The following is a 12,897-nucleotide window of genomic DNA, read 5'->3' on the forward strand; positions in this document are numbered from 1 at the left end:
GATGAACGACGCAACCGCCCGTCAGGTGCAGGCAGCGAACCCGCACTATTCGACATGGCTGGCCGCAAATGCAGGGTCCGGCAAAACGCGTGTTCTGACTGACCGCGTGGCGCGACTGCTGCTCACAGGGGTCGAACCCCAGCACATCCTCTGCCTCACCTACACCAAGGCCGCCGCATCCGAGATGCAGAACCGTCTATTCAAACGGCTCGGCGAGTGGGCAATGCTGGACGCTGCGTCGTTGCAGAAACAACTCGAGGAATTGGGCGAAGCGGGCGAGATCAACGCCGAACGCTTGGCCCACGCCCGCACCCTGTTTGCCCGCGCGATCGAGACACCCGGCGGTCTGAAAATCCAAACGATCCATTCGTTCTGCGGGGGGCTCTTGCGGCGTTTCCCCCTAGAGGCCGGCGTAAGCCCCGGCTTCGCCGAGATGGAAGAACGCGCCTCTGAGATCTTGCGCATCGACGTGCTGGAGCAGATGTCGGAACAGGTGCCGGATCTCTTGGCCCGCGTGGCTGACCATCTTGACGAGAGCATGCTCGGGGGCTTTACCGCGAGCGTTGTCAGCCATCTGGACCGCCTGCGCGACCATCCAGGGCAGGACGCAATATGGCAGACCTTTGATCTACCCTCGGGATATACCGAGTCTGATCTGCGCGCCGACGCCTTCATAGGCGGCGAGACAGAATTGATCGGCGAGTTAGTCCCGTTGCTGCTGGGATCGGGGGCGAATGACAGCAAGGCAGGCGCCAAGCTGCAAGGGTTCCACGTGGATAACGCCGATGCCTTTGACGTTCTGGAAAATGTGCTGCTGACGGGTGCGGGGGCCAAAGAGCCCTTTACAGCTAAGATTGACGCCTTTCCCACCAAAGGCCTGCGCACTGACGGGGCCGCGCATCTCATGGATCGCCTGAACGCACTGATGCTGCGGATTGAGGATACCCGCGCTCGCCGCATGTCCCTGTTGGCCGCCCGCAAGAGCCTGATCCTGCACGACTTCGCCGCCGACTTCCTGCGCCGCTACGAAAGCGCCAAGCAACTGCGCGGCGCGCTCGATTTCGACGATCTGATCCGCAAGGCGCGCATGCTCCTGACCGACCCCGCGGTGGCGCAGTGGGTATTGTACCGTCTGGACGGTGGTATCGACCACATTCTGGTGGACGAAGCACAGGACACCAGCCCGCAGCAATGGGCGGTGATCGAAGCCCTCGCCCAAGAGTTCACCAGCGGCGAAGGCGCGCGGTCCGACGTGGAGCGCACCATTTTCGTCGTGGGGGACAAGAAGCAGTCGATCTACAGCTTCCAAGGCGCGGACCCCGAAGCCTTTGACAGGATGCAGGATGAATTCAGGGATAAACTAGAGACGGTCGGCGCGCTGTTTCAGTCACTAGAGCTTGAATACAGCTTCCGGTCCTCGGTCGCGGTTCTGGGATCAGTGGACAAAGTTTTCAAAGGCCCGTTGTCCAAACAGGTCGGGCAGGATGCCACCCACCGTGCGTTCAAATCCGCTCTGCCCGGGCGCGTCGATCTGTGGCCGTTTTACGAGGCGGACAAAGACAAGGAAGAAGACACCCCTTGGTACGATCCGGTGGACCGGACCAGCGCCTCGTCGCCCGAAATCCTACTGGCCCGCGACGTGGCCCGCGAAATCCGCCGCATGGTGGATGACAAGGTGCTGCTGCCTGATGAGGCCAAGGGCACCACTGGCCTGCGCCCCGTGCGGCCCGGCGATTTCCTGATCCTTGTACAGAAGCGGGCAGGGGCGCTGTTTTCGGAACTTATTCGCGCGTGCAAAGCCGAGGGGCTGCCCATTGCTGGGGCCGACCGCCTGAAGGTCGGTGCGGAACTGGCGGTGCGTGATCTGGGGGCCTTGCTGGCGTTTCTGGCGCTGCCAGAGGATGATCTAGCGCTGGCGACGGCTCTGCGCTCGCCGCTGTTCGGGTGGACGGAACAGGAACTTTATACGCTGGCGCATCACCGTGAACCGGGGCGGTTCCTGTACCAAGACCTGCGCGGGCGATCCTTGGACGATCCGACCGCCGCAGTCCTGAAGGACTTGCGAGACAAATCGGACTTCCTCCGCCCCTTTGACCTGATCGAACGCATCCTGACCTACCACAACGGCCGCCATAACCTGCTGTCCCGCCTTGGGGCAGAGGCCGAGGATGGGATCAACGCGCTACTGTCTCAAGCCTTGAAGTACGAGGAGCAGAACGTCCCCGACCTGACAGGTTTCCTGACGTGGATGCAGACCGAAGACTTGGTGATCAAGCGTCAGATCGACGACGCAAACGACGAAATCCGTGTAATGACGGTGCATGGGTCCAAGGGTCTAGAGGCGCCTATCGTGATCCTACCCGATACAGGCAAGCGCAAGCCCCCCGACGCGCCAAAGCTGCTCGATATGGGCTCAGCCTATGCATGGGGCGGCAACGCGCAGACCCGCACCCAAGAGATGGCAGAGCGTAGCAAAGCCTCGGTCGAGCGGACTTCGGACGAAAATTTCCGCTTGCTCTATGTGGCGATGACGCGGGCCGAGAAGTGGCTGATCGTTGCGGGTGCCAAGGACAAGGGTAAATGGCCCGACAGCTGGTACAGCATTGTCGAACACGCGATGCAGGACATGGAGGCCAAGACCCACAGCTTTGATCTGGGGCCGGGTCCCGGTCTGCGGCTGGAGCATGGGGATTGGACGAGCTTGCCGCTGATCGACGTGCCCTTGCCCGAAAAAGTGATCGTCAATGTGCCGCCCTATGCCCGCATGGTTCCTGATGCGCCCGTGATGCCACCACGCCCGTTGATCGGCTCTGATCTGGGTGGGGCTAAGGCCCTGCGCGGCGAAGGACAGGACAAAGAAACCGCCAAAACATATGGCAGCATGGTACACCAGCTGCTCGAAGTGCTGCCTGACCATCCCCGCGACCGGTGGGAAGAGATCAGCGCGCGGCTGATGACCGGCAAGGACGGAGCGCTGGCTGCATTGGCCGAAGGAGAGGCCATTTCGGTGCTCGAGCACCCCGCATTGCAGTACATCTTTGCGCCGGACACTTTGGCAGAGGTTGCCTTGACTGCCCAAATCAATGGCCAAACCTTGCACGGGATCGTGGATCGCCTGATCGTGACGGATCATTTCATCGAGGTCATCGACTTCAAAACCCACCGCACCTTACCCCAGTCAGCAGACCAGACCCCCGAAGCGATTTTGCGCCAAATGGCCGCTTATTCCGAAGGGTTACGGCAGATTTACCTAGGCCGAGACATCCGTGTTTCCGTGCTGTGGACAGCAAGTGCTGTGCTTATGCCGATCCCGGACACAACACTTCGTGAGGCATTGAATCGGGTCGGGGTTGCTTGACGCCCCGAGCCCGCGCACTTACGTTCCGCTCAACCGCATTCCGTAGGAGTTACAGACATGGCCACCGTAGCCGTCACCGACGAAACCTTTGACACCGAAGTCAAGCAGTCCGACATCCCCGTGGTCGTGGATTTCTGGGCAGAATGGTGTGGCCCCTGCAAGATGATCGGCCCCGTTCTGGAAGAGCTGTCGACCGAGATGGAAGGCAAAATCAAAGTCGTCAAAGTCGATGTTGACTCGAACTCGGGCATGGCAGCCCAGCTGGGTGTTCGCGGCATCCCCGCGCTGTTCATCTTCAAGGACGGCGAAGTCGTTTCGAACCGCGCTGGCGCAGCCCCCAAGGCGGCTCTGCAAGCTTGGATCAACGAGTCGATCTGATCTAACGATCACTCGGAATACATAGGGGCGTCCGCCATAGGGCGCCCTTTTTCTTATGCGACACGAGGTAGATTTCATGGCAGAGAGCGAATTTCCCGGCTGGCACGGCACCACCATCATTGGCGTGCGCCGCGGCGGAGAGGTCTGCATCGCGGGCGACGGTCAGGTCAGCCTTGGCAACACTGTGATCAAAGGCACGGCCCGCAAAGTGCGCCGCATTTCCCCCGGCGGGTATGACGTGATCGTCGGCTTTGCCGGCTCGACCGCAGATGCCTTTACCCTGTTGGAGCGTCTAGAGAAAAAACTGGAGGCCACACCCGGCCAGTTGGCCCGCGCGAGCGTCGAGCTTGCCAAGGATTGGCGCACTGACAAATACCTGCAGAAGCTGGAGGCGATGCTGATCGTCAGCGACGGCAAAGAGCTGTTGGTGATCACAGGTGCAGGCGACGTTCTGGAGCCCGAGCATGACATTGCGGCCATCGGGTCGGGCGGGATGTTTGCCCTGTCTGCGGCGCGCGGTCTGGCCCACAACGAAGAGCTGTCCGCCCAAGAGGTGGCCGAGCGCGCCATGGATATTGCGTCAGACATCTGTGTCTTTACCAACGGCAACCTCACCATCGAAACCCTGAAGGGTTAAGGGGTCCGCCCCTTTTCCCGACGTGGGCCAGCGCCTATGTCTGGCCTAAGAATGGCATCCAGGAGAACCCTATGACCGACCTAACCCCGCGCGAGATTGTCAGCGAGCTTGATCGGTTCATCATCGGACAAGCCGAAGCCAAGCGGGCCGTCGCGGTCGCCCTGCGGTCCCGTTGGCGGCGCCAGCACCTGCCATCTGCCCTACAGGACGAGGTGTACCCCAAGAATATTCTGATGATCGGGCCCACCGGCGTTGGTAAAACCGAGATCAGCCGCCGTCTGGCGAAACTGGCCCGTGCTCCCTTTATCAAGGTCGAAGCGACCAAGTTCACTGAGGTCGGCTATGTAGGCCGAGACGTGGAACAGATCATCCGCGATTTGATGGACGCCGCAATCGTCACCGTCCGCGAGTATATGCGCGAAGACGTGAAATCTCGTGCTATCCAAGCTGCCGAAGAACGCGTTTTGGCCGCGATTGCAGGTGAGGACGCCCGCGAGAGCACCAAAGAGATGTTCCGCAAAAAGCTGCGCGCAGGCGAGCTGGATGACAAGGAAATCACCGTCGAGATTGAAGACACTGCAAGCCCCTTTGGCGGAATGATGGATATTCCCGGGCAACCCGGCAGCCAGATGGGGATGATGAACCTCGGCGAGATGTTCGGCAAAGCGTTTCAGCGCAAAGTCCGCAAGACCGTCACCGTGGCAGACAGCTACGAGCTGCTGATGGGCGAAGAGGCGGACAAGCTGCTGGACGATGAACAGATCAAGCGCGCTGCGCTGGAGTCGGTCGAGCAAAACGGCATCGTCTTCCTAGACGAGATCGACAAGGTTTGCGCCCGCTCTGACGCCCGTGGGGGCGATGTCAGCCGCGAAGGGGTGCAGCGCGACCTGCTGCCATTGATCGAAGGCACCACTGTCAGCACCAAATACGGCGCTGTACGCACGGACCACATTCTGTTCATCGCCTCGGGCGCGTTCCACATCGCGAAACCGTCAGACATGCTGCCTGAATTGCAGGGCCGTCTGCCAATCCGCGTGGAACTGAACGCTCTTACAGAGGCAGATTTCGTTCGCATCCTGACCGAAACCGACAATGCGCTGACCCGCCAGTATTCGGCTCTGATGAAAACCGAAGGCGTCAGCATCGAGTTCAGCGAAGACGGCATCGCCGAGATCGCCCGCATCGCTGCCGAGGTGAACCGCAGCGTCGAAAATATCGGGGCCCGCCGGCTGTATACGGTGATGGAGCGAGTTTTTGAGGAATTGTCGTTCGTCGCGCCTGATCTTGGGGAACAGCTGATCACGATCAATGCGGATTACGTCAGGAAATATGTGGGCGAATTGGCCGAGTCCGCCGATCTGAGCCGCTACGTCCTGTAATCAGCGGGTTCGCCGCAGATACACGTAATATGCGCCTCCGCCCCCGTGGCGGAGGTGCGCTTGTCTCACCTGCAAGACCAGATGGGATAGGGGGCTCATTTGCAGCCACATAGGCACCTGATGGCGCAGCGCGCCAATACGTTCAGGGATCGGGCTGTCGGTCTCTTTGACCTTGCCCTTGCCCGTAATCACCAAAACCAGCCGATGCCCCGCCGCGTGATTTCGCATGACAAAGCCGACGAGGGCAGGGTGCGCCTGTGCCAAGGTCATCCCATGCAAGTCGATCCGCGCATCCGGCATCAGCTTGCCGCGCTTCATCTGCGTGTGGGTCTTCTTGTGCATGTTCAACGGGGCGCCTGCGACCTCGTCCTCGATCGCCGGACTCAGGTGCTGGCCGAGCTTGTGTTTGCCCTTTTTCGCCTTCATCCCAATGGTGAAATGCTCGAGCGGAGGAGGCGTCGGCACACCCTCTAGAGGCTTTTTCGGCACCTTGCGGACAGGATGAGGAAGCCATTCGGCCTGATCTTCTGGTTCAGCTTTGCGCGTGGCGTGCAGAGGGTCCGCAGTGCGACGCACCTGATCCCACAATTCCCGCTCTTCATCGCTGAGTTTCCGGCGGCGGCTCATAGCTCCTCCGCAAGGCTCGCGTAGGCCCGTTGGATCGGCATCAGAACGACCATGCGGCCGTTGTCTTTCATGGTTCCGGCGATTTCACCCGCCTTGTCTCCCGTTCCGACAAAGATGTCAGCACGCTGCGCACCCTTGATCGCGGACCCTGTGTCCTGAGCGATCATGAGGCGGCGCAAAGACATATGGCCGTCCTTTTCGACCCAGACGGGCGCACCAAGGGTCACATAGGCTGGATCAACTGCGATACTGCGCCCCGCAGTGATCGACCGGTTCATCGCCCCGAGGGGGCCCATATGCGCGGGCACTTGGCTGACTTCGCGAAAAAAGACGAAAGAGGGGTTATGCCATAGCAGTTCACGGCCCTCGGCCGGATTGCGGCGCACCCACTCGCGGATCACCTGCGCAGAAACCTGATGTTGGTTAAAGACGCCGCGCGCCACCAGTTCTTGCCCAATCGAGCGATACTCGTGACCATTATGGCCGGCATAGCCCACGCGCATGGCCCCGCCACCGCGCAGTTTTACACGGCCAGACCCTTGGACCTGTAGGAAGAATGCCTCGACCGGATCGTCGACGTAGACAAGTTCCAGACCGCGGTCACGCATGAAATCACCTTCTTCGATCTGGCGACGTGTGGCCCAAGGAGAAATCTGCTTGGCTTCGGACGGCATGCGGTAGAGAGGATAGCGATAGCGGCCAGTTGGCACACGAGAACCATCCAGTTCCGGCTCGAAATATCCGGTGAATAAGGGGTCGTTTCCGTCCTCGATCATCACGGGGCGGAAGAAGAGTTCAAAGAATGTACGTGGGGCGTCCTGGTGCGCACGCGCCAAGGAGCACAGGCTCGTCCAGTCGGATCCGTTGATATCGCCGCAGGTGTTCAGAAAAGCATCAAGGGCCGCGGCATGATCATCCTCGGCCCATCCATCCAGTTCTGAAAATTCAAGCAGTCGGTTCACAGGTTCCTCGCTGTGTGCTGGCGCGGCCCACCAAGGGAGCAGCGCCAACATGACGGCCAGCGCCCTGCGGATCATTCGCCAGTTGCCACCAGCTGCCAGTTCGGATCGTCCGCGCCCATCTTGCGGGCAAAGGTCCAAACGTCCTTCTGGCGCTTGATCTGCTTTTCGTCGCCTTCGATCACGACGCCGTCCGCATCGCGCACCTGCCATGTCAGGTCGGCGACATAACGCACGGTGACTTCGCCTTCTTGGGTCGCTTCGTCAAATGTGGCTTCGACCAGCTGTAGCTCACGGATACCCACGAACGTCGCGTCGATCGTCAGACCTTGGTCCGCACGATGATCGATCACGCTGGCAAAGCTTTCGGCCACATCTTCGGACAAGAAGGGGCGGATTTCATTCAGATCGCCACGCTCAAAGCCCATCAGGATCAATTCATAGGCCCCGCGTGCACCGGACAGGAACTCGTGCACCGAGAAAGATGGCTCGGCGCGTTTCATCGCGGTCAGCGCCTCGGCGCTCGGGCTGTCCTCGGGCACGTGGTCGGTGATGTCGCGGTCAGGTCCCCCTTCGATCACTTCGAAGGAGTGGCGCGATTTCGCAGCGGGTTCGGGCTGTTCCGTTCGCGGAAGAGGGGGTTTTTCAAACCCTTCACGCGTGCCGAGCACGCTTCTGAGCCTAAGGATCAGAAACACGGCAATAGCGGCAAGGACCAAGAGCTGCACCATCGGAGATTCCATCTATTCCTCGTTCTTAAACGGGGACCGTAGAATGATCCCGTGTCAGCACCTATGTATGTCACAGATGGGGTCAAGTCCACTGACCCCCAGAAACTCTATTACCGGAAAGGTACTAACAATGTGGTTATTTCTGGCGTTTGTGCTGGTTCCTATCATCGAGATCGGCCTGTTCATTCAGGTCGGAGGTCTGATCGGGCTATGGCCAACGCTGGCTATCGTACTGATGACCGCGATTATCGGCACCTATATGGTAAAAACCGAAGGCCGCGGCGTCCTGCGTGATTTGCAGAACGCGATCAACAATATGCAGGATCCCTCTGAACATCTGGCCAGCGGGGCCATGATCCTGTTCGCAGGCGCGCTTCTGCTGACGCCCGGCTTTTTCACGGATATCACCGGCATTCTGTTCCTGATCCCCGGCGTGCGCAGCATGATTTTCCAGCAAATCAAACACAAAATGCAGGAACAGCGCGCGCGCGGTCAGTCAGGCGGCGGGTTTCGGTCAGAAACGATTGTTGTCGACTACGAAGTGGTGGACGACGATGCGCCGAAATCCGGACCAAGTGGCCCAGACAACCAAGGGCCATCGGGCTGGACGCGCCATTGAGCATCAATACTGCGGATGATAAGCCCGTTACCGAGATAAAATTCCCAGGGAGACTTTTAAAATGACTGAGACACCCGAAGCTGGCGCACAGAACGCCGCCCCCCAGATGAAAATGCAGATCCTGGCGCAGTACGTTCGCGACCTGTCCTTTGAAAACATTCTGGCGCAAAAAGGCGCGTCGGGTGACACCACCCCCGAGGTCAGCGTGAATGTTGGTCTGGACGTGAAAAAGCGTCAGGCAGAGTACCAGTACGAAGTCATCATGAAGACCAAGGTCAACGCCAAGACCAAAGAAGGCGGCCAGCCCTTGTTCCACGTTGAGCTGGAATACGCTGGTGTCTTCCACATTGAAGGCGTGCCCGAGGACCAGATGCACCCCTTCTTGCTGATCGAGTGCCCGCGTCAGCTGTTCCCGTTTGCACGCCGTGTCATCAGTGACGTGACCCGCGACGGCAGCTTCCCTCCGCTGAACCTCGAAAACATCGATTTTGTTGCTCTGTATCGTCAGCAAGTGGCGCAAATGCAGGCGCAGGCCGCTCAGAAGGCCGACGCCTAATCGCAGCCTAGCTGCCGAGCTTTTTCCAAAGCGCGTCGTCGCCCAATTTGTCGATAAAGGCAGAGTGGGCGGCGGCTTCCTGATCTGAAATCCGCGATGGCAGCGGATTCGGTCGCGGGCGGGGCCGCCATTCTTCGGCTCCTGAACCGCCGCGATCTCCGCGATAAGTTTCTGCCAGTCCGAAATCAGGCTGACGTCCCCCCAGAAGTTCCAAATAAACCTCGGCCAGAATTTCAGAGTCGAGCAAGGCGCCGTGCAGAGTCCGGTTCGAGTTATCGATACCGAAACGACGGCACAACGCATCCAGCGTCGCCGGCGAGCCGGGGAATTTCTTGCGCGCCATGGCCAGAGTGTCGAACGACCGCTCCATCGGGATCAGGGGCAGGCCCATCCAGCGCATTTCTGCGTTCAGGAACTTCATATCAAAGCTAGCATTATGGATCACAAGCTTTGAGTCCTGTCCGATGAAGTCCCAGAACGACTGGCCAACTGCCTTGAACACAGGCTTGTCCTTGAGCGTAACCTCGCCATCCTTGGGTGGTCGCGGGCTGTCTAGCAGGTCGGGGCCGATCCCATGCACGCCAAACGCATCGTCCGGCATCCCGCGCTCGGGGTTGATGTACTGGTGATAGGTGTTGCCCGTGGGCATGTGGTTCAGCAGTTCCACCGCACCGATTTCAACGATGCGATCCCCTTTTTCGGGATCAAAACCTGTGGTTTCTGTATCGAGAACGATCTCACGCACGCAATAGCTCTCCTCTGATCTTGGTCACGATAGCGTCGACCTGCTGGCGCGCATGGTCGAGCGTATCTGTCTCGATAACATAGTCAGCGCGGGCGCGTTTGTCGGCATCGGACATTTGACGGGATTTGATTTGTTCAAATTGCTCTTCTGACATCGTGCCGCGCGCCAGAACGCGGGCGCGCTGGATTTCAGCGCCAACAGAAGTCACGCAGACCGCATCCAGCTCTGCCTCGGTCCCGTTTTCAAAGAGCAGGGGGATATCGTAGATAGCAATATCCGCTTCACAACTCGCTTTGAACGCCGCGCGGTCTGCTGCCACCAGCGGATGCACAATTTCATTCAACATATTGAAATCGTTCGGATTATCAGACAGATGCTCGCGCAGAGCTGTCCGCGATACCGCGCCATCCACGATCACGTCAGGAAAAACTACCCAAAGCGGTGCCACCGCTGTGCCGCCCACATCGTAAATTCGGTGAACAGCCGCATCAGCGTCCCAAATCGCGCATCCCAGATCCGCAAACATCTGCGCGGTCGTGCTCTTGCCTGTGCCAATCGAACCGGTCAGGCCAAGATGATAGGTCATCCCAGAACCACGTTGCGCAGTTCGTCGTCCACTTCGGGGCGGTGACCGAACCAACGCTGGAACCCCGGCACTGCTTGGTGAAGTAACATCCCAAGGCCATCGACAGTCTGGTATCCGTAGTCCTGCGCAAGGGCCAGCAGGGGCGTCTTCAAGGGCGTATAGACGATGTCTGTGACCAGCGCCTTGGGATCCAGTTCATCAAGGTTGATCTTGAGCGGTGGCTGCCCTTCCATCCCCATCGATGTGGTATTTACCAAAGTGGTCGCACCATTGAGCATACCGTTCATGTGCGCCCAGTCGTACACCACGATACGGCCGCCAAATTCGGACTTCAGCTGATCTGCTCGCAGACGGGTACGGTTTGTCAGGCGGATTTCGGGAACACCCGCATCCAGCAGCGCGACGACAACAGCACGCGCTGCACCACCCGCACCGACGACCGCAGCAGGGCCGCTGCGAGGGTCCCAATCAACTGCGTTCTGGCGCAGGTTCTCGATAAAGCCGTAGCCGTCAGTATTATCCGCAAAGATCGTTCCATCAGGACGGAAGGTCAGCGTGTTCGCCGCCCCGATCAGGGTCGCGCGGTCAGTGACTTGATCGGCCAGACGCAGCACAGTTTCTTTGTGCGGGATCGTAACGTTTGCCCCGACAAAGCCCATGCGGCCCATAGCGCCCAATGCCTCGACCAGATCGTCGGGGTGCACTGTCAAAGGCACATAATGCCCTGTGATCCCGTAGCGCTGCAGCCAATGGCCGTGCAGACGGGGGGATAGGCTGTGTGCGACTGGGTTTCCGATGACACCGGCCAAAGGTATCGAATGCTTACTCATGATGCGATGCTCCCTGTCACTCCGAGATACGCCAGAAGCTCGACCAGCGGCAAACCCAAAATGGTAAAGTAGTCGCCCTGAACACTCGAAAAGAGGCGAACACCTTCCTCCTCCAGCTTGTAGCCCCCAACAGAGTGGCGAATGCTCTCCCAGTTCCGCGACAAATAGTCGTCCAGATAGGCGTCAGAGAAATTGTGCATCCGCAGACGCGCGACACCCACATGGCGCCACTTTGGCTCTGCGTCTTTGTACAGGACCGCAGCAGAGAGCAGCTGGTGCGGCTGGTTTCGTAGCGTGGTTAGTTGCGCGCGAGCGTCCTCTGGGGTGGTGGGCTTTGAATAGATTTGAGTGCCCATCGCAAGAACCTGATCGCAGCCGATGACGATCGCGTCCGGATGCTTGGCGCTAATCTTGCGCGCTTTGGCCTCGGCCAAGGCGTCGGCGACGTCGCGGGGTTTAGCCTCTTCCATCTCCAGCGCGGCGCGGATGGCCTCTTCATCGACGCGGGCGGGGATGACCTCGATCTCGAGCCCTGCATTGCGAAGAAGCTGCGCGCGGATGTCCGATCCTGACGCAAGAATGATGCGATCCTGCATGTGGATAACCTTGTGAGAGTCTGCCGTAAAATCCCTGTAGGGGTTCGGGGACGGATAAAGCCCCTGAGCGGGCCTGTCGATAGTTTCGAGTTTATGAGTCTGGCTCATATTCTTTTTACCCCCACGGAAAAGGATAAAATAGACTCTGTGGATAACCAACTTTCCCACGAGTTATCCACCGATTCCCACAGGACTCAAATTTTCAGATTCACGCAAGAAATCCTGAGATTTTATTGGGGTTAAGCGATTCCCCCACACCCCCTGTGGGACTCTTGTTCACTGTGCAAAACCACGGGGGAAAGAAAACAATCCACAGAGTCTGCTGACTCTTCAAATACATCTTCCTTTTAATTCTTATATTTTATTTAAGGGAGTTAATCAGAGAGGAACCCGCCCATGCTCGATCTGCTCGCTAGTGTATATCCTTGGACAAAGTCACTTCACGTGGTCTCGGTCATGTCCTGGATGGCGGGGTTGTTCTATCTACCAAGACTGTTCGTCTATCACGCAGAACGCGTGGGGCAGGACGGCGAGACTCACGAGCTGTTCACCACAATGGAGCTGAAGCTGTTCCGCTACATCATGAACCCAGCCATGATCGCCACGTGGATCTTTGGTCTGGCTTTGGTGTTCACACCGGGGATCGTGGACTGGACCAGCGTCTGGCCCTGGACCAAGGCAGCGAGCGTGCTGGGAATGACCTGGTTCCATCATTGGCTGGGGTATCGCCGCAAGGATTTCGTCGCAGCCAAGAACTCGCGCGACGGCCGAACTTACCGCCTCATGAACGAGGTTCCGACGCTTTTGATGCTGGTCATCGTCTTCTCGGTCATTGTGAAGTTCTAAGCGATTCATTGACTCAACGGGGAATCCCCCCTATGTCGCGTTCAACGGCC

At 58.9% G+C, this 12,897-nt stretch carries 14 protein-coding genes; 7 read left to right on the forward strand and 7 right to left on the reverse strand.

What is annotated here, in order from left to right:
* Position 1: 1 nt before the first annotated feature.
* From addA to hslU, 4 genes are all read left to right on the forward strand, one after another.
* Positions 2-3,358 (forward strand): double-strand break repair helicase AddA, encoded by a 3,357-nt coding sequence (gene addA, locus AB9K37_RS08410; protein ID WP_369837140.1) that lies wholly within the window; start codon positions 2-4, stop codon positions 3,356-3,358.
* A 57-nt stretch (positions 3,359-3,415) separates the two neighbouring features.
* Positions 3,416-3,736 carry a thioredoxin gene (trxA, locus tag AB9K37_RS08415; RefSeq protein WP_072708953.1) on the forward strand — a complete coding sequence of 107 codons (321 nt, stop codon included), beginning with the start codon at positions 3,416-3,418 and terminating at the stop codon, positions 3,734-3,736.
* A gap of 76 nt (positions 3,737-3,812) precedes the next feature.
* Positions 3,813-4,373, forward strand: coding sequence for an ATP-dependent protease subunit HslV (gene hslV, locus AB9K37_RS08420; RefSeq protein WP_369837143.1), 561 nt, complete (start codon positions 3,813-3,815; stop codon positions 4,371-4,373).
* A gap of 71 nt (positions 4,374-4,444) precedes the next feature.
* Positions 4,445-5,752 carry an ATP-dependent protease ATPase subunit HslU gene (hslU, locus tag AB9K37_RS08425; protein WP_369837146.1) on the forward strand — a complete coding sequence of 436 codons (1,308 nt, stop codon included), beginning with the start codon at positions 4,445-4,447 and terminating at the stop codon, positions 5,750-5,752.
* On the opposite strand, the gene AB9K37_RS08430 is transcribed toward hslU, so the two are convergent.
* Genes AB9K37_RS08430 through AB9K37_RS08440 form a run of 3 tightly spaced genes read right to left on the reverse strand, consistent with a single transcriptional unit; the run spans position 5,753 to position 8,081 of the window.
* Positions 5,753-6,379: a Smr/MutS family protein gene (locus tag AB9K37_RS08430; protein WP_369837148.1), complete on the reverse strand. Its 627-nt coding sequence runs from the start codon at positions 6,377-6,379 to the stop codon at positions 5,753-5,755.
* On the reverse strand, positions 6,376-7,416 hold the full coding sequence (locus AB9K37_RS08435; protein ID WP_369837150.1) for a murein transglycosylase A: 1,041 nt from the start codon (positions 7,414-7,416) through the stop codon (positions 6,376-6,378). The genes AB9K37_RS08430 and AB9K37_RS08435 overlap by 4 nt, the downstream gene beginning before the upstream one ends.
* Positions 7,413-8,081 carry a Tim44/TimA family putative adaptor protein gene (locus AB9K37_RS08440; protein ID WP_369837153.1) on the reverse strand — a complete coding sequence of 223 codons (669 nt, stop codon included), beginning with the start codon at positions 8,079-8,081 and terminating at the stop codon, positions 7,413-7,415. Before AB9K37_RS08440 ends, AB9K37_RS08435 begins: the two co-directional genes overlap by 4 nt.
* Before the next feature lie 118 nt (positions 8,082-8,199).
* On the opposite strand from AB9K37_RS08440, the gene AB9K37_RS08445 reads away from it, so the two are divergent.
* Positions 8,200-8,688 (forward strand): FxsA family protein, encoded by a 489-nt coding sequence (locus AB9K37_RS08445; RefSeq protein WP_369837156.1) that lies wholly within the window; start codon positions 8,200-8,202, stop codon positions 8,686-8,688.
* 61 nt (positions 8,689-8,749) lie between these two features.
* Positions 8,750-9,244: a protein-export chaperone SecB gene (secB, locus tag AB9K37_RS08450; protein ID WP_369837159.1), complete on the forward strand. Its 495-nt coding sequence runs from the start codon at positions 8,750-8,752 to the stop codon at positions 9,242-9,244.
* A 7-nt stretch (positions 9,245-9,251) separates the two neighbouring features.
* On the opposite strand, the gene dnaQ is transcribed toward secB, so the two are convergent.
* The 4 genes from dnaQ to AB9K37_RS08470 are packed head-to-tail and all read right to left on the reverse strand — an operon-like array spanning position 9,252 to position 12,001.
* A complete protein-coding gene (dnaQ, locus tag AB9K37_RS08455; protein WP_369837161.1) occupies positions 9,252-9,989 on the reverse strand; it encodes a DNA polymerase III subunit epsilon in 738 nt (245 codons plus the stop codon).
* A complete protein-coding gene (gene coaE / locus AB9K37_RS08460; protein WP_369837163.1) occupies positions 9,982-10,575 on the reverse strand; it encodes a dephospho-CoA kinase in 594 nt (197 codons plus the stop codon). The genes dnaQ and coaE overlap by 8 nt, the downstream gene beginning before the upstream one ends.
* Positions 10,572-11,405 carry a shikimate dehydrogenase gene (locus tag AB9K37_RS08465; RefSeq protein WP_369837165.1) on the reverse strand — a complete coding sequence of 278 codons (834 nt, stop codon included), beginning with the start codon at positions 11,403-11,405 and terminating at the stop codon, positions 10,572-10,574. The genes coaE and AB9K37_RS08465 overlap by 4 nt, the downstream gene beginning before the upstream one ends.
* Positions 11,402-12,001, reverse strand: a complete 600-nt coding sequence (locus tag AB9K37_RS08470) for a Maf family nucleotide pyrophosphatase (protein ID WP_369837168.1) — start codon at positions 11,999-12,001, stop codon at positions 11,402-11,404. Before AB9K37_RS08470 ends, AB9K37_RS08465 begins: the two co-directional genes overlap by 4 nt.
* A gap of 396 nt (positions 12,002-12,397) precedes the next feature.
* On the opposite strand from AB9K37_RS08470, the gene AB9K37_RS08475 reads away from it, so the two are divergent.
* Positions 12,398-12,847 (forward strand): CopD family protein, encoded by a 450-nt coding sequence (locus AB9K37_RS08475; protein ID WP_293708283.1) that lies wholly within the window; start codon positions 12,398-12,400, stop codon positions 12,845-12,847.
* Positions 12,848-12,897 lie beyond the last annotated feature (50 nt).

Source organism: Donghicola sp. XS_ASV15, assembly GCF_041224595.1.
GTDB lineage: Bacteria > Pseudomonadota > Alphaproteobacteria > Rhodobacterales > Rhodobacteraceae > Donghicola.

Bases quoted from the DNA above. Each gene is read 5' to 3' on its own strand.
- addA (WP_369837140.1), top strand. From the start codon at position 2: ATGAACGACGCAACCGCCCGTCAGGTGCAGGCAGCGAACCCGCACTAT.
- trxA (WP_072708953.1), top strand. From the start codon at position 3,416: ATGGCCACCGTAGCCGTCACCGACGAAACCTTTGACACCGAAGTCAAG.
- hslV (WP_369837143.1), top strand. From the start codon at position 3,813: ATGGCAGAGAGCGAATTTCCCGGCTGGCACGGCACCACCATCATTGGC.
- hslU (WP_369837146.1), top strand. From the start codon at position 4,445: ATGACCGACCTAACCCCGCGCGAGATTGTCAGCGAGCTTGATCGGTTC.
- AB9K37_RS08430 (WP_369837148.1), bottom strand. From the start codon at position 6,379: ATGAGCCGCCGCCGGAAACTCAGCGATGAAGAGCGGGAATTGTGGGAT.
- AB9K37_RS08435 (WP_369837150.1), bottom strand. From the start codon at position 7,416: ATGATCCGCAGGGCGCTGGCCGTCATGTTGGCGCTGCTCCCTTGGTGG.
- AB9K37_RS08440 (WP_369837153.1), bottom strand. From the start codon at position 8,081: ATGGAATCTCCGATGGTGCAGCTCTTGGTCCTTGCCGCTATTGCCGTG.
- AB9K37_RS08445 (WP_369837156.1), top strand. From the start codon at position 8,200: ATGTGGTTATTTCTGGCGTTTGTGCTGGTTCCTATCATCGAGATCGGC.
- secB (WP_369837159.1), top strand. From the start codon at position 8,750: ATGACTGAGACACCCGAAGCTGGCGCACAGAACGCCGCCCCCCAGATG.
- coaE (WP_369837163.1), bottom strand. From the start codon at position 10,575: ATGACCTATCATCTTGGCCTGACCGGTTCGATTGGCACAGGCAAGAGC.
- AB9K37_RS08465 (WP_369837165.1), bottom strand. From the start codon at position 11,405: ATGAGTAAGCATTCGATACCTTTGGCCGGTGTCATCGGAAACCCAGTC.
- AB9K37_RS08470 (WP_369837168.1), bottom strand. From the start codon at position 12,001: ATGCAGGATCGCATCATTCTTGCGTCAGGATCGGACATCCGCGCGCAG.
- AB9K37_RS08475 (WP_293708283.1), top strand. From the start codon at position 12,398: ATGCTCGATCTGCTCGCTAGTGTATATCCTTGGACAAAGTCACTTCAC.